The organism is uncultured Flavobacterium sp. (assembly GCF_963975005.1).
Taxonomy (GTDB): Bacteria; Bacteroidota; Bacteroidia; order Flavobacteriales; family Flavobacteriaceae; genus Flavobacterium.
In genome coordinates this window covers 1-16,597 of sequence record NZ_CAXBFR010000059.1, presented here as the reverse complement: position 1 = coordinate 16,597, position 16,597 = coordinate 1, and the positions used below count along the sequence as shown (strand labels likewise).

Here is a 16,597-nt window from a genome sequence, read left to right as displayed (position 1 = left end):
GCTTCCGATATTGTAGCACGTTACAAACGTCACAAAAGATTTAATGTATTGCATCCACAAGGCTATGATTCATTTGGTTTGCCTGCTGAACAATATGCGATTCAAACCGGACAACATCCAGATAAAACTACGAAAGAAAATATTACTCGTTATAGAGAACAATTAGATAAAATTGGATTTTCATTTGATTGGAGCAGAGAAGTTCGTACTTCAAATGCGGATTATTACAAACATACACAATGGATTTTTATTCAATTATTTGAATCTTGGTACAATAATGATTCCAATAAAGCAGAAAGTATTTGCACCTTAATTCAAGAATTTGAAAAGAATGGAAATGCCAATGTAAATGCAGTTTGTGATGATAATATTGCTTCTTTTTCGTCAAGCGAATGGAAAGCGTTTTCATCAGAGGAACAACAAAAAATACTTTTACAATACAGATTAACGTATTTAGCAGAAACTGAAGTAAACTGGTGTCCAGGATTAGGAACGGTTTTAGCCAATGACGAAATCGTAAACGGAGTTTCAGAACGTGGTGGACATCCTGTAATTCGTAAAAAAATGACCCAATGGTCCATGCGAATTTCAGCTTACGCAGAACGATTATTGCAAGGTTTAAAAGAAATCGATTGGACAGAATCTCTAAAAGAATCTCAAAGAAACTGGATTGGAAAATCAGTTGGAGCAACAGTAGAATTTAGAATTCAGAATTCAGAATTTAGAATTTCAGTATTTACGACAAGGCCTGAAACAATTTTCGGAGTGACATTTATGACATTGGCTCCAGAACACGATTTGGTAGCTAAAATCACAACTCCTGAACAAAAAGAAGCTGTTGAATCTTATGTTTATGCAACTGCAAAACGTTCCGAAAGAGAAAGAATGGCTGATGTAAAAACTATTTCTGGAGTTTTCACAGGTGCTTATGCTGAACATCCTTTTACAAAAGAACCCGTTCCAGTTTGGATTGGAGATTACGTTTTAGCAGGTTACGGAACGGGTGCTGTTATGGCAGTTCCTTGTGGTGATGAACGTGATTATGCTTTCGCGAATTTCTTCAAAGGAACTAACGGAATGTCTGAAATCAAAAACATTTTCGACCAAGACATTTCGGAAGAGGCTTTTGGAGCAAAAGAAGGTTTCAAATTAGTAGATTCTGATTTTTTAAACGGTTTAGGGTACAAAGAAGGAACAAAAAAAGCGATTGAAGCTTTAGAAAATATAAAACAAGGTAACGGAAAAACAAATTATCGTTTGCGTGATGCTGTTTTTTCGAGACAAAGATATTGGGGTGAACCTTTTCCTGTTTATTATGTGAACGGTTTACCACAAATGATTGATAAAAAACATTTGCCAATTGCTTTACCAGAAGTAGAAAAATATTTACCAACAGAAGATGGACAACCACCTTTAGGGAACGCAACGGTTTGGGCTTGGGATAGTGTTCAGTGTTCAGTAGTTAGTAATCAGTTAATAGATAACGAAACTATTTTTCCATTAGAATTAAATACAATGCCTGGTTGGGCTGGTTCATCTTGGTATTGGATGCGTTATATGGACGCACACAATGAAGAAGATTTTGCAAGCAAAGAAGCGTTAGATTATTGGCAAAATGTATATTTATACATCGGTGGAAGCGAACATGCAACAGGACATTTATTATACGCTCGTTTTTGGAATAAATTCTTGAAAGATAGAGGTTTCGCACCCACAGAAGAACCCTTTAAAAAATTAATCAATCAAGGAATGATTTTGGGAATGAGTACGATTATTTATCGTATTTCAGGAACTAATAAATATGTATCAAAGAATTTGAAATCTGATTATGAAGTTGATGAAATAAGAGTTGATGTAAACATTGTTAATGCTTCTGATGAAATTGATTTAGTTAAATTAAGAAATTGGCTTCCAGAATTTAATGATGCTGAATTCATAACTGAAAATGAAAAGTATATTGTTGGTCGTGAAGTGGAAAAAATGTCAAAAAGATGGTATAACGTAGTTAACCCTGATGATATTTGCGTTGAATATGGAGCAGATACCTTACGTTTGTATGAAATGTTCCTTGGTCCATTAGAACAAGCAAAACCATGGAATACTGCTGGAATTACTGGTGTTTTCGGTTTCCTTAAAAAACTATGGCGTTTGTATTTTGACGATAATGGTTCAATTGTAACCAATGACGAACCAACAGCAGAAATGTACAAATCGTTACACAAAACCATCAAAAAAGTTACAGAAGATATCGAGAATTTCTCATTCAATACTTCGGTTTCCCAATTCATGATTTGTGTGAATGAATTAGCGACTTTAAAATGCCATCATAGAGCAATCTTAGAACCATTAGCAATCGTAATTTCTCCGTATGCACCTCACATTGCAGAAGAATTATGGTTTAGATTACAAGATTCGAAGATTGAAGAATTGAAAGATTATAAAGGAATTTCAGAACAACCATTTCCAATATTTGACCCAAAATATTTAGTAGAATCTGAAAAAGAATATCCAGTTTCTTTCAATGGGAAAATGCGCTTCACCATGAAATTGCCTTTAGATTTAACTCCAGCTCAAATAGAAGAAATTGTAATGGCTGATGAAAGAACTATTACTCAATTAGCTGGAAATACTCCTAAAAAAGTGATTATTATTCCAGGAAAAATTATTAATTTGGTTGGATAAATATGGAATTAGAAAAAGAAAATAAGACTAAAAACGTAAAGTTTTATACTAACAAAACTATTGGATTTGCCACTTTTCTAGGTGGTCCATTAGCCGCTGGTTATTTAATCAGAGAAAATTATCTTTCATTAAACAAGCCAGATGAAGGTAAAAATGCATTGATAATTGGCTTTGTTGTTACAGTTTTAATGTTTGCAGGACTTTTTATGATTCCTGAGAATATTATTGATAAAGTTCCTTCACAAATTTTACCAATAATCTACACTGCTATTATTTATTATATTGTTGACAATAAACAAGGTGAAGTTTTAAAATTACATGAAGAAAATGGCAATAGTTTTTATTCAGGTTGGAAAGCTGCAGGAATTGGATTTATTAGTTTGCTTATTATTTGTGCTTTTATTTTTGGAAGTGTTTATTTTACTTCAAATGATGAGAATTTAGAATTGTATGATTCAAAAATGGAAGCTTTTTCTGTAAATGAAAATGAATCTTTGAAATTTTACAATCATTTAGAAACAGAAACAAGTTTTTCTCTTTTAAAAGAACTAGATGAAGTTGTAATTCCAAAATGGGAAGAAAATATTAAGATAATTGATGATGCTTCTAAAATTTCAGATTTACCTGATGAAGTAAAAACAATTAATATAAAATTGAAAAAATATTCACAATTAAGAATAAAAGCTTTTAATCTTTTTAAAAAATCAATCCAAGAGGATACTGATGTTTATGCAAATGAAATAAAAAATATTCATACTGAAATTGACATTCAATTAAACACTCTAGGAAATTAAATCCAAATAATAAAAGACTAAATCCCAATTACTGTTTCACCTTTAAGTAGTGAAATAGTAATTGGGATTTTTTTGTTATAAATTTATAATACTTTGATTTCACTTGTTAAATGTGGTTTTTAAACAATAAAAACAATTTAAATAGATAAAAACTTAATTTTTACACAATAAAATCAGCTTTTTTGCTTTACTACATATAGACTAAATTGAAAATTGACTTCTAATTTTTAATTTCACTAAAATTTAATAATTCCAAATCTAAAAATCATGATAAAATTAACCCGAAAAACAATTCTTATACTCTTTGTTTTTTTAGTCAATTTAGGAACACTAAAGGCACAAGAAAAAAGTAAAAAACTGACAAATGATTTAAGTGCTTTAATTAATAGTTCAAATGATTTTAAGGAATATAAAGTTGTCAAAAAAGCAACTATTATTAATTTTCAAGCTTCGTTAAATAGTTATATTAAACAAGAGCAAAGCATTCAAATGAATCTTGAAAATGAAATAAAAGCTAATGAAGAAGTAATAAAGGCTTTGGGAAAAGAAATGAAAACTTTTAAAACAGCAAATGAACAATTAATGAGTGATAAAGCTACTATTGGCTTTTTAGGATTTCCGGTAAATAAATCAAATTATTCTGCTATTATGTGGACTTTGTTCTTAGTAACTTTAGCAATAGCTGTAATTTTATTTTTAAGTTTTAAGAAAGCTAATAAAGTTACTAAAAGCTCAAAAACAGCATTAGCAGAATTAGAAGAGGAACATCAATCTTACAGAGGAGTTTGTGTTGAACGTGAACAAAATTTGAGGAGACAACTTTTCGATGAGGTAAAAAAAATGAAAGATCTTAAAAATGTATCTTGACTTTTAAAGACAAGAGTAGTGAACTTATTAATTTTACTATTATATTTATAATATTAAATTCTCATTAAAGGATATAATCATAAAATATATTTATATGAAAAAAGCAATTGTGTTTTTATTTTTAGTTTCAAGTAGTCTTATTATTGCTCAGTCTTCTGAAGATAAACGAAATAAAAAAGATGATATTGACTTTTATTTCGGAATTGGCGCTCAAGTTCAAAGTAAATATGATTTAAACGACAAACTAAAAGCAGCCAATTTACCAGAATTAAAACAAACAATGCCAGAACTTCAAGTAGGTATGAATGTTTTTGGCAATAAAATCTCTGGTGATGCTGAATTTGGATTCTTATTTTCAAAAAATGATAAAGGTGATTCAGAGAATCAAAACATTGGAGTTACCTCAAGATTAAGAGTGCATTACAACTTCATAAACAAAGAAAAAATGGCTTTTACTGGAGGTTTAAATGTTTCATCAACAACTTCTGAAGTGGATATTTACAATAAGAATAACGTTATTGATTTAAATGATTTAGAACCTTTGAATAACAGTGGTCATGTTTCATTAAAAAATCAAGTCTTTTTTGTTGGTCCATCTCTTTCATTATACTTATTTAAAAACAAATCAACCAAAATTAGAGCTAATCTAGGATATGAATTTGCATTCACAAATGGAAAATGGAAATCAGATTTTGCCTCAGTTGAAAACACTGTTAAAGAAAATGGAAATAACAGATTTGTTTTTGGAATAAGTTTTCTGTAAAAAAAATAATTCGTAAATTTTATACTTTATAATGTTGACCCCTAATTTTTTAGGGGTCTTTTTTTGTTATTTAATAAAAATAAACAGCTTACCCTTAATTTTTTGATATATTTTATTTAAAATAACGATTTTTGAAAGACAAAATCATAAAATCATGAAAATCGGAGTTCCAAAGGAAATTAAAAATAATGAAAGCAGAGTTGGAATGACTCCTGCTGGTGTTTATGAGTTAACTAAAAATGGTCACATTGTATTTATTCAATCAAAGGCAGGTGAAGGAAGTGGTTTTTTCGATGAAGATTATAGTAAAGTGGGTGGAATAATCCTCAAAACAATCGATGAGGTTTATCAAATTAGTGAAATGATTGTAAAAGTAAAAGAACCTATTGAAGAGGAATATAACCTCATTCAGCCTAATCAAATCATATTTGCTTATTTTCATTTTGCTTCAAGTGAACCTTTAACTTTTGCTATGTTAAAAAGTGATGCTGTTTGCATTGCTTATGAAACCGTCGAAGATTCAGACGGAAGCTTACCTTTGTTAACTCCAATGTCAGAAGTAGCCGGAAGAATGGCTATTCAGCAAGGAGCTAAATACTTAGAAAAACCAATTAAAGGTAGAGGTGTTTTGTTAGGAGGCGTTCCAGGTGTTGCTCCAGGTAAAGTTTTGATATTAGGAGCAGGAGTTGTCGGAGTTCAAGCGGCAAAAATGGCAGCTGGCTTAGGGGCACATGTAACGATTTTAGACACCAATATGAAAAGATTGCGTTATGTAAATGATGTTATGCCACCTCATGTTATAACCGAATTTTCTAGTGAATATAATATTAGAAAACACATTAAAGATCATGACTTGATTATTGGTGGTGTTCTAATAAAAGGAGCAAAAGCACCAAAATTAATTACAAGAGAAATGCTTAAAGAAATGCGTCCAGGAACTGTATTAGTTGATGTTGCCGTAGATCAAGGAGGTTGTTTTGAAACATCAAAACCTACAACACATGAAAACCCTACTTATATAATTGATGATGTTGTACATTATTGTGTAGCCAATATGCCTGGAGCTGTTCCTTATACTTCAACTATAGCTTTAACAAACGTGACACTTCCTTATATATTAATGTTAGCAAAATTTGGATGGGAAGAAGCTTGCGAAAAATCTCCTTCATTAGCTAAAGGATTAAATATTGTAAACGGTAAATGTTATTATGACGAAATTATTGAAGCTTTTGAATGGAAAGATAAAGTTAAAGCTAAATAATTATAAACGCTAGATAGGAATTATAGTTTTAAGTCCAAATTTAAATGAGTTTGGGCTTTTTTATTTGCACGTATAATAATTTTAAGTCAAAATGTCATTTATAAAAATTGGAATACAATTTGATATTTAATTTGTAACTTTAATTTTTAAAATAAGTAAGATATGAATTTTGGATATTTAATATTAATTGGAATAATTTCGCTTTTCAGTTGGTTAGTGAGTTCAAAGCTTAAAAGTAAATTTGAATTTTATTCAAAAGTGCAATTAAGAAATGGAATGTCTGGTAAAGAAATAGCTGAAAAAATGTTAGCTGATAATGGAATAAGAGATGTGAAAGTTATATCTGCTGCCGGAAGACTTACAGATCATTATAACCCATCTGATAAAACTGTTAATTTGTCTGAAGCTGTTTATAATCAAAGAAATGCTGCAGCTGCAGCTGTTGCTGCTCACGAATGTGGTCATGCAGTGCAACATGCTCAAGCTTACAGTTGGTTGACTATGCGATCTAAAATGGTTCCATTGATAAGTATTTCTTCTAAACTATCGCAATGGGTAGTTATTGGAGGTTTAATTTTAATGGCTGTTAACAGTTTCGGAATTTATGTAGCGACTGCTGGTTTGGTTTTAATGGCTATTGCAACAGCATTTAGTTTTGTGACTTTGCCAGTAGAATATGATGCAAGTAATAGAGCGTTAGCTTGGCTGAAAAACAAAAATATGTTGACTCAACAAGAATATGCTGGTGCAGAGGACGCTTTAAAATGGGCTGCTAGAACATATCTAGTTGCTGCTTTAGGTGCATTAGCGTCTTTATTATATTGGGCTTTTCAAGTTTTAGGTAGAAGAGATTAATTCTAGGGGAATAGTCCTAAATAATAGATACAGATTATTAAATAAAAAACCGTCTTGTTTTAATTAACTTGACGGTTTTTAAATATTTTTTAACTCATAATTGAATCTGTCTCTCAATTTGTTGGTCTAAGGAAATAAATGTTTCTGTTCTAGAAACACCTTCAATGGTTTGAATTTTTTTATTTAGCATTTGCATCAAATGTTCATTATCTCTACAAATAATTTTAATAAGAACACTCCAGTTTCCTGTGGTGTAATGACATTCTAATACTTCTGGTATTTTTTTTAATTCACGAACTGCATCACTATTATTTGCGGCTTTTTCAAGATAAATGCCGACAAAAGCAACAGTTGTATAACCCAAGACTTTGTTATTGACAATGAATTTTGAACCAACAATTACGCCAGCTTGTTCTAGTTTCTTCAAACGTTGATGAATGGCTGCGCCAGAAATTCCAACTTTTTTGGCAATTTGAAGAATCGGTTTTCTAGCATCTTCCATCAAATCACGAAGGATTTCTTTATCGATTCCGTCTATTTCAATTTGTAAGTGATTTACCTTCATAAGGTTTTAATTATAAAGTAAAAATACGAATTTGGTTGAAATAAAACTAAAAAACCATCCAATTATTTAATTGGATGGTTTTTATATTTAGTAAATTGTCTTTTATATTTTTATGTTTAAAGGATTATAGCCTAAATAAGGGACTTCCATTTCTTTGAAATTTACACCATAATCTTCAAGTTCTTTTAAAATTGGTAAATAAATTTCTTTAGTGATTGGAATTTGTACACCGTAAGTAGTAATTTCTTTGTTCAGAATTTTTAAAGTTGCAATTGCAACAGGTAATCCCACAGTTTTTGCCATTGAAGTATAGGTTTGATCATCGCCAAGACAAACCATTGTTGCGTCTATCTGATGTTTTTCACCATTTAATTCGTAACCAAATTTATGATACATTACAATCATGTCTTTGTCTTCAGGTTCTAAAGTCCATTGTTCGGTCAATATTTTTTCTAAAATTTGAGCTGGAGTTGCATTTTTAAGTTCAATTTTTTTCTCGCTGTTAAAAATATCTAGTTCAACTAATTTATCCCAAATGATATCATCTTGTTCAATTTTTTGAATGTAACGTAGTTTAATTTCAACTGTATCTGTTGGATGGTAAGGTAAAAATGAATTAGTAAAATCTCTATAACTCATGTTTTCCGAATTTTCCATTGTATAAGAATCATCAGTCATTCCAAGTTGAACTAAAACATCCCAAGCACGAGAATAACCAACTCTTCGCATTGTTCCTCTATAAACAGTTAAAGCATTGTCTAAACCATAAACGCTTCTGTATTTTAGAGAATCTCTGTTGGCATAAGCTTCAAATCTTCCAAAACCTTCAACTTCTAAAAACTCTGTTCTTCTAAATAATTTGTTGTAAGGAATGTATTTGTAAGTACCTTCTTGTATAAATTTAGCTACACCACCTTGTCCGGCTAAAACTACATTTCTAGGATTCCAAGTGAATTTATAATTCCATAAATTGGTGTCAGATTCAGGTGCAACTAAGCCACCACAAAAAGATTCAAACAAAATGATTTTTCCTCCTTTTGCTCTAATTTCATCCAAAACTTTCATGGCACTCATATGGTCAATTCCTGGATCAAGCCCAATTTCGTTCATGAAAACCAAATTATTTTTTTTAGCATCCTCATCCAGCTCTTGCATTGCTGGACTAATATAAGAAGCTGTGACTAAATGTTTTTTATGAGAAATACAATCTTTGGCTATCTCAATATGCAAATGAGCTGGCAACATAGAAATAACGATATCTGCTTTTTTAATAGCATTATTTCTGTCTATTTCATTAAATATATCAATTGCAATTGGTGTTGCGTTTTTGTGATTATTAGTCTTTTTTTTAGCCAAATCAATGTTTAAATCAGCAATTGTTAAATGTAAATTTTCAGTTTCTGATTTGTCTAAAAGGTACTTTATTAAGGAAGATGCTGATTTTCCAGCACCAAAAAGTAATATGTTTCTCATTGTGATTGTTATAATTATCACACAAAACTACATAAATGTTATACTTTTTAAAAGAAATTTATGATTTATATCATACTTAGGAAGGCTTTGATTTTATATCTTTGTGAAAACAAAATAACATATGTCGCAAAAGATAATGCTTACCGCTCTGATTTTAGGAGCTTTGGCTATAGTTTTAGGAGCATTTGGAGCTCATGGATTAAAAAAGTTTTTAGTCATAGATCAGTTAAATTCTTTTGAAGTTGGAGTTCGATATCAAATGTATCATGCTTTATTTTTGTTATTTGTTGCTCAAGCAAATTTCATCACAGATAAGCAGAAAATGATTGTTTTCTTGTTGACATTGATTGGAATAGTGCTATTTAGTGGTTCAATTTATTTATTAGCCACTTCGACTATTACAAATATTAAAGCAAAATTTATTGGACCTTTAACTCCGATAGGAGGTTTGCTGTTAATATCTTCATGGATTTACCTGTTTTATTGCATTATTACTAAAAAATAGTTTTAAAACACGATATATAAAATAATATTTTTAATTTTGCATTCTCAACTAGAAGCAACATAACTAAATTTTTATGAATTTAAACACTCAATTTACGAAAACGATTTCGTTAGAAAAATACGGTATTAATAATGTAAATGAAATAGTTTATAATCCATCATATGAGCAATTGTATAATGATGAATTAAATACCAACTTAAAAGGATTTGAAAAGGGACAGCTAACTGAACTCGGAGCTGTTAATGTAATGACAGGTGAATTTACTGGTCGTTCCCCAAAAGACAAGTATATTGTAAAAGACAATGTTACTAAAGACACAATTTGGTGGACATCAGACAAGGCAACAAATGACAACAAAGGTATTTCTCAAGATACTTGGAATGCATTAAAAGAAAATACAGCAAAACAATTATCGGGAAAGAAATTATATGTAGTTGATGCTTTTTGTGGAGCAAATGAAAATACAAGATTAAAAGTTCGTTTCATCATGGAAGTAGCATGGCAAGCGCATTTTGTAAAAAATATGTTTATTAGACCTACAGATGCAGAACTTGAAAATTATGGTGAACCTGATTTCGTAGTAATGAATGGTTCTAAAACTTTATTTAAGGACTATGCAACGCACGGATTAAATTCAGAAGTATATGTAGCTTTTAACCTTACCGAAAAAATTCAATTAATTGGAGGAACTTGGTATGGAGGTGAAATGAAAAAAGGATTGTTCTCTATGATGAACTATTACTTGCCATTACAAGGAATTGCTTCGATGCACTGTTCTGCAAATAAAGGTAAAGATGGTGATGTAGCTGTTTTCTTTGGTTTATCAGGAACAGGAAAAACAACCTTATCAACAGATCCGAAACGTGAATTAATTGGAGATGACGAACACGGTTGGGATAATGAAGGTGTTTTTAATTTTGAAGGAGGTTGTTATGCAAAAACAATTGATTTAAGTAAAGAAAACGAGCCTGATATTTATGGTGCTATTAAACGAGATGCGTTATTAGAAAATGTTACAGTAGATGCTAATGGTAAAATTGATTTTAGCGATGGTTCTGTAACTCAAAACACAAGAGTTTCGTATCCTATTAATCATATTCAAAATATTGTTAAGCCAGTTTCAAAAGCTGGACATGCTACAAAAGTAATTTTCTTAACAGCAGATGCTTTTGGAGTAATGCCACCAGTTTCAAAATTAACACCAGAACAAACAAAATATTATTTCTTATCTGGATTTACGGCTAAATTAGCAGGAACAGAAAGAGGGGTAACAGAACCACAACCAACTTTTTCAGCTTGTTTTGGAAAAGCCTTCTTGTCGCTTCACCCAACAAAATATGGAGAAGAATTAGTTAAGAAAATGGAGCAAAATAATGCTACAGCTTATATGGTTAACACAGGCTGGAATGGAACAGGAAAACGTATTTCAATAAAGGACACTAGAGCAATTATTGATGCTATATTAGATGGTTCTATCGAAAAAGCAGAAACTAAAATGATTCCTGTCTTTAATTTTGAAGTACCAACAGCATTATACAATGTTGATGCTACAATTTTAGATCCAAGAGACACTTATGAAGATGGAGCTGTTTGGACAAACAAAGCAACAGATTTAGCAAAACGTTTTATTGCTAATTTTGAGCAATACACAGACAATGAAGAAGGTGAAAACCTTGTTAATGCTGGTCCAAAAGTATAGACTATAAGAGTATAAAACAAAAAAGCCTTTCAATTGAAAGGCTTTTTTTATGGGATTAAATGAAGATTATTTACCTTTATTTACTTCAGTAATATATTTTTCAAGAGCACCAGTCATAGAAGGTGTTTCTGGGGAAGGTGCAAAGATATCTACACGTAGACCACAATCAAGAGCTTCTTTTTTAGTTGTAACTCCAAAAACAGCAATACGGGTGTCATTTTGTTTAAAGTCAGGGAAATTCTTGAGTAAAGACTGAATTCCAATTGGACTAAAAAAGGCTAAAACATCATAATAGACATCTTTTAAATCGGACAAATCACTCATTACTGTTTTGTAAAAAACGCCAAGTGTCCAATCTAGCTTCATATTATCTAAAAACTGAGGCACATCTTCATTCAAATTGTCTGGAGCAGGTAACAAAAACTTTTCGTCTTTGTATTTTTTAAATATTGGAGTCAAGTCCGAAAAATCTTTTTGACCAACATAAATTTTACGCTTCCTGTAAACCACATATTTTTGTAAATAAACAGCTATCGCTTCAGATTGACAAACGTATTTTAAGTCTTCGGGCACTTTGTAACGCATTTCGTCAGCTATTCTGAAAAAATGATCAATTGCATTTCTACTAGTTAAAATAATTGCAGTATAGTTGTTTAAATCTATTTTCTGTTGTCTTACATCTTTAGCAGATACACTTTCAACGTGAATAAATGTTCTAAAATCTATTTTTACTTTCAACTTTTGTTGAAGGTCAAAATATGGTGAATTTTCTACTTTAGGTTCTGGTTGAGAAACTAAAATCGTTTTAACTTTTAAGTTTGACATATTCAATCTTATCTATTTTTTTGTAAACCAATGATATAGTAAATAATAAGGTCCTATTTCAAGGGTGCAAAGATACAAAATAAAATAAAATATTTTGCTTAGAATCTGTTTTTGATATGTAATTATAGATAAAAAATAAAAGTAAATCATACCAACCCCTATGATTGCTAGGAATGTTGAGATTATTCCTACGCTTAAAAAGTTATTATAATAAAGTAAAATTACAATAGGAAGAAAAATAAGCCCAATATATGTTCTATAGGTTACTTTTTTAAGATTAAAAACCTCTAAAAAATCGTCTATATCAAAAATTGTGGCCACTATTTTTTCAATATAAAATTTTATTAAAATGGAAACAAATAAAGTTGTAAATATTTGAATGAAGGTTATCCAATTGGCTTTAGTTGTATAATCGAAATAACTAAGTATTATCTGAATCAAAAAGGAAAACGAAATTAATTGAATAAAAAACATCGATATTGTAAAAGCACTATATAAATTTGAAGTGTCTTTGTAGGTTGAAGTATATTTTTTGGAAAAAGGCAATCTCAAAAACTCATTAAATTGTACTTCAAAAAGATACTTTATAATTGCAATAACAACAAAGCAAAGCAAAAACAGGAGAGTTGCCCAATCTTTGTTTTCAATTATTCGTTGTTCTAATTGTAGATCTATCATATCGAGTGTAAAATTACAAAATTAACTTGATTTGAATTATTATAATTTTATTAATAAACAATATATTTAAAAAGGTTTACTTTTGTAGAAATTTATTGACTAAATGGACAAAAGGATTGTCATAATTCCAACATACAACGAAATAGAGAATATCGAAAGCATTATAAATGCAGTCTTTTTTCTTGAAAAAACATTTGATGTCCTTATCGTTGATGACAATTCTCCCGACGGGACTGCAATTAAAGTTAAAGAATTACAAGTTCAATTTCCTGAAAGACTTTTTATTGAAGTTAGAGCAAAAAAATCTGGATTAGGAACTGCTTATGTTCATGGTTTTAAATGGGCATTAGCTAATAATTATAATTATATTTTTGAAATGGATGCCGATTTTTCACACAACCCAAAGGACTTAGTGCATTTATACCAAGCATGTTTAGACGGTGCAGATTTGTCTATTGGTTCAAGGTATTCTAAAGGTGTTAATGTGGTGAATTGGCCTTTGAGCAGGGTTTTGCTTTCTTATTTTGCATCTGTTTATGTGCGATTAATTACGGGCATGAAAATTGCAGATGCAACAGCCGGTTTTGTATGTTATAAAAGGAATGTTTTGGAAGTTATAAATCTTGACAGAGTAAAATTTATCGGATATGCTTTTCAAATCGAAATGAAATATAGAGCTTTTGTTAAAAAATTCAACATAGTTGAAGTACCAATTATATTTACAGACAGAACAAAAGGGCAGTCAAAAATGAGTGGAAGCATTATTAAAGAAGCTGTTTTTGGAGTAATTTTACTAAGAATAAAAAAAATATTTAATACATTATAATGAGTTCAATTTTAATAAAAAACGCTAAAATAGTTAACGAAGGACAGATTTTTGAAGGAGATGTTTTGATAGAAAATGAATTTATTGTTGAAATCGCATCACAAATAAGTTCGAAATCATCAGAAACAGTTATTATTGACGCTGAGGGTAACTATTTATTACCAGGAGTTATAGATGATCAAGTTCATTTTAGAGAGCCAGGATTAACGCATAAAGGAAATATTGAGTCAGAGAGTAGAGCAGCTGTTGCAGGTGGGATAACATCATTCATAGAGCAACCAAATACAGTTCCAAATGCAGTTACTCAAGAATTATTGGAAGATAAATATCAAATTGCAGCCAAAACGTCTTATGCAAATTATTCGTTTATGATGGGTGGAACAAATGATAATTTAGAAGAAATTTTAAAGACAAATCCTGAAAATGTTGCTGGAATAAAATTATTCTTAGGTTCTTCAACAGGAAATATGTTGGTAGATAATCCAGAAGTTTTAGAAAAAATATTTTCCTCTACAAAAATGCTTATTGCAGTTCATTGTGAAGATGAAGGAACTATAAAGGCTAATACTGAAAAATATATAGCTGAATTTGGAGAAGATATTCCAATGAAATACCATCCTTTAATTCGAAGTGAAGAAGCTTGTTATTTGTCTTCGTCAAAAGCAATAGAATTGGCTAAAAAGACTGGAGCAAGATTACATGTGTTTCATTTATCAACAGCAAAAGAACTTGATTTATTTACCAATAAAATTCCATTAGAAGAAAAAATGATTACTGCCGAAGTTTGTATTCATCATTTATGGTTTACAGATGAAGATTATGAAACAAAAGGATCGTTAATTAAATGGAATCCAGCGGTTAAAACACAGAAGGATAAGGATGCTTTATGGAAAGCTCTTTTAGATGATAGAATTGATGTAATTGCAACCGATCATGCGCCTCATACTTTAGAAGAAAAGAAAAACACTTATTTAAAAGCTCCTTCTGGTGGCCCATTAGTACAACATGCTTTAGTTGCCATGTTTGAAAAGCACTTAAAAGGAATGATTTCGATTGAGAAAATTGTTGAAAAAATGTGTCACAATCCAGCAAAAATTTTTAAAATTAGAAATAGAGGTTATATTAAAGAGGGCTATTTTGCTGATTTAACTGTTGTTAATTCTCACTCACCTTGGAATGTACAAAAAGAAAATATTTTAGCTAAATGTGGTTGGTCCCCTTTTGAAGGAACAAATTTTAAATCACGAATAATGCATACATTGGTGAATGGTAAAATAGTTTATTCAAATGGAAAAGTAGTCAAAGGAAATCACGGTCAACGTTTGCTTTTTGATAGAAAATAATTTACTATGAATTAGCTACCATTTGCAAAACACAAATACAAAAGAAAATACTGTTCAGGGCATTATGTATGTATGACCTTAAAAAATAATAAATAGCTATATATGAAAAAATTACTATTCATATTCATTTCGGTTTTATTGCTTTCATGTAATGATAGACCTGTTTCTAAGCCTGATAATTTATTGAGTAAGGAAACAATGGAAGATATTATTTATGAACTAGCAATTTTACAAGCAGCAGAAACGTATAAGCCACAGACACTTAGTGATAGTAATATAAAGATCAAGCAATATGTTTATAAAAAGTACAATTTAGACAGTACAACTTATTTTCAAAATTATAAATATTATGCTTCAGATATAAAGGCATTAAAAAAAATATATAATCATGTAAATGAGCGTATTTTAAATCAAAAAAACGCAATAGATACGTTATTAAAAGAGAAAAAAATTGAAGTCCCAGAAGATGTGCCTACTTATACACCTCAGATAAGGTAGTTAAGTAAGAAGTCATATTTTTAAAAGTATAATTTAATTCTGCCTTAACTTTACAATTATCATATATATCTATAGAATGTGAAGATGTTGCAGTTGCTCTTGTGAAACTTCTTCTTTTGCCAATTATTTTAGACAAAAACCAATCCAAGCGCCAAGCAATGCTTGTTAACGTTTTATTAGCATAAATAGAAGGTTTTTTAATTTTTAAGCCATCAGCAATTGTAAAAAGAATAGTGTCCAAAGTTGGGTTTTCTGCAACTAAAGTATATTGTTGGCCGCTTATGTTTTTATGCATTAAAAGAACCATACAGTTTACAACATCTTCTACTGCAATAATTCCAGTTTTGCCTCTAGTATAAAATGAAAGGCCTTTTTTTAAGGATTTAAAAATCAAACTACTTCCTTGTTCCGGAAAGCCATAGCCAAAAATTACACCAGGATTCACAATTACAACTTCCAAACCTTCTTGAAAGCCTCTCCAAACTTCCATTTCGGCACCATACTTAGTTATAGCATAATCACCATGATTTTTTTCAGGATTCCATTCTGTTTCTTCGGTGATATTTGTTTCTCCTTCTTTAGTGTCTCCTAAAGCAGCAATTGAACTTATATGACAAAGTTTTTTCACACCAAAATCAATACAGCAATTTACAACATTTGCTGTTCCTTCTATATTGACTTTTCGTAATTTTTCTTCGTCTTTAGGTTCAAAAGAAATTAAAGCGGCACAATGATAAACAGTCGTAACATTTTCAAAAGCTATATTTAAGGAGGGAATATCGGTTATATCACCTTCAACCCATTTAATTTTATCAAACAAAGAAAGTTGGTTTTTATAGCTAAAAACTTGTTTAACTTTTTCGATGTTTTTTTTAGAACGATATAAAGCCTTCACAGTATCATTTTGCTCTAATAAAGAAATCAATAAATGTGAACCGACTAAACCTGTTGCTCCTGTAACTA

General features: G+C 30.3%; 16 protein-coding genes. 11 read left to right on the top strand and 5 right to left on the bottom strand.

Features of this window, described 5'->3' with window-relative positions; translation table 11 throughout:
* From leuS to AACZ53_RS08615, 6 genes are all read left to right on the top strand, one after another.
* The coding region (gene leuS / locus AACZ53_RS08640; protein ID WP_339837142.1) for a leucine--tRNA ligase at positions 1–2,682 on the top strand (2,682 nt) is incomplete at its 5' end.
* Between the two features lie 2 nt (positions 2,683–2,684).
* Complete coding sequence (locus AACZ53_RS08635) at positions 2,685–3,476, top strand: hypothetical protein (RefSeq protein WP_339837140.1); 792 nt, start codon at positions 2,685–2,687, stop codon at positions 3,474–3,476.
* A 267-nt stretch (positions 3,477–3,743) separates the two neighbouring features.
* Positions 3,744–4,343, top strand: a complete 600-nt coding sequence (locus AACZ53_RS08630) for a hypothetical protein (protein WP_339837138.1) — start codon at positions 3,744–3,746, stop codon at positions 4,341–4,343.
* Between the two features lie 94 nt (positions 4,344–4,437).
* Positions 4,438–5,106 carry a hypothetical protein gene (locus AACZ53_RS08625; protein ID WP_339837135.1) on the top strand — a complete coding sequence of 223 codons (669 nt, stop codon included), beginning with the start codon at positions 4,438–4,440 and terminating at the stop codon, positions 5,104–5,106.
* 154 nt (positions 5,107–5,260) lie between these two features.
* Entirely contained in the window at positions 5,261–6,367 is a 1,107-nt protein-coding gene (ald, locus tag AACZ53_RS08620) for an alanine dehydrogenase (RefSeq protein ID WP_339837132.1), read from the top strand.
* A 162-nt stretch (positions 6,368–6,529) separates the two neighbouring features.
* A complete protein-coding gene (locus AACZ53_RS08615; protein WP_339837130.1) occupies positions 6,530–7,222 on the top strand; it encodes a zinc metallopeptidase in 693 nt (230 codons plus the stop codon).
* 94 nt (positions 7,223–7,316) lie between these two features.
* Here the strand turns inward: AACZ53_RS08615 and AACZ53_RS08610 are convergent, their stop codons facing one another.
* Complete coding sequence (locus AACZ53_RS08610; RefSeq protein WP_339837128.1) at positions 7,317–7,787, bottom strand: Lrp/AsnC ligand binding domain-containing protein; 471 nt, start codon at positions 7,785–7,787, stop codon at positions 7,317–7,319.
* 102 nt (positions 7,788–7,889) lie between these two features.
* The gene (locus tag AACZ53_RS08605; protein WP_339837125.1) at positions 7,890–9,260 is read right to left on the bottom strand and encodes a saccharopine dehydrogenase C-terminal domain-containing protein; all 1,371 of its coding nucleotides are present in this window, start codon (positions 9,258–9,260) and stop codon (positions 7,890–7,892) included.
* A gap of 121 nt (positions 9,261–9,381) precedes the next feature.
* Between AACZ53_RS08605 and AACZ53_RS08600 the strand changes: the two genes are divergently transcribed.
* Both AACZ53_RS08600 and pckA read left to right on the top strand, forming a co-directional pair.
* Positions 9,382–9,765 (top strand): DUF423 domain-containing protein, encoded by a 384-nt coding sequence (locus AACZ53_RS08600; RefSeq protein ID WP_339837122.1) that lies wholly within the window; start codon positions 9,382–9,384, stop codon positions 9,763–9,765.
* A gap of 73 nt (positions 9,766–9,838) precedes the next feature.
* The gene (gene pckA / locus AACZ53_RS08595; protein ID WP_339837120.1) at positions 9,839–11,464 is read left to right on the top strand and encodes a phosphoenolpyruvate carboxykinase (ATP); all 1,626 of its coding nucleotides are present in this window, start codon (positions 9,839–9,841) and stop codon (positions 11,462–11,464) included.
* A gap of 66 nt (positions 11,465–11,530) precedes the next feature.
* Here the strand turns inward: pckA and AACZ53_RS08590 are convergent, their stop codons facing one another.
* Positions 11,531–12,289, bottom strand: a complete 759-nt coding sequence (locus AACZ53_RS08590) for a uroporphyrinogen-III synthase (protein ID WP_339837117.1) — start codon at positions 12,287–12,289, stop codon at positions 11,531–11,533.
* 12 nt (positions 12,290–12,301) lie between these two features.
* On the bottom strand, positions 12,302–12,967 hold the full coding sequence (locus AACZ53_RS08585) for a DUF4271 domain-containing protein (RefSeq protein ID WP_339837114.1): 666 nt from the start codon (positions 12,965–12,967) through the stop codon (positions 12,302–12,304).
* Positions 12,968–13,070: 103 nt separating this feature from the next.
* Here AACZ53_RS08585 and AACZ53_RS08580 point away from each other — a divergent pair, with 103 nt between their 5' ends.
* The 3 genes from AACZ53_RS08580 to AACZ53_RS08570 all read left to right on the top strand — a co-directional run bounded on the left by AACZ53_RS08580 (position 13,071) and on the right by AACZ53_RS08570 (position 15,634).
* Positions 13,071–13,793 carry a polyprenol monophosphomannose synthase gene (locus AACZ53_RS08580; protein ID WP_339837112.1) on the top strand — a complete coding sequence of 241 codons (723 nt, stop codon included), beginning with the start codon at positions 13,071–13,073 and terminating at the stop codon, positions 13,791–13,793.
* On the top strand, positions 13,793–15,136 hold the full coding sequence (locus tag AACZ53_RS08575) for a dihydroorotase (protein WP_339837109.1): 1,344 nt from the start codon (positions 13,793–13,795) through the stop codon (positions 15,134–15,136). Before AACZ53_RS08580 ends, AACZ53_RS08575 begins: the two co-directional genes overlap by 1 nt.
* Positions 15,137–15,238: 102 nt before the next feature.
* Positions 15,239–15,634, top strand: a complete 396-nt coding sequence (locus AACZ53_RS08570; RefSeq protein WP_339837106.1) for a DUF4296 domain-containing protein — start codon at positions 15,239–15,241, stop codon at positions 15,632–15,634.
* Here AACZ53_RS08570 and AACZ53_RS08565 read toward each other — a convergent pair.
* Positions 15,609–16,597, bottom strand: a 989-nt coding sequence (locus AACZ53_RS08565) for an NAD-dependent epimerase/dehydratase family protein (protein ID WP_339837104.1), incomplete at its 5' end; no start/stop codon positions are given. The genes AACZ53_RS08570 and AACZ53_RS08565 overlap by 26 nt on opposite strands.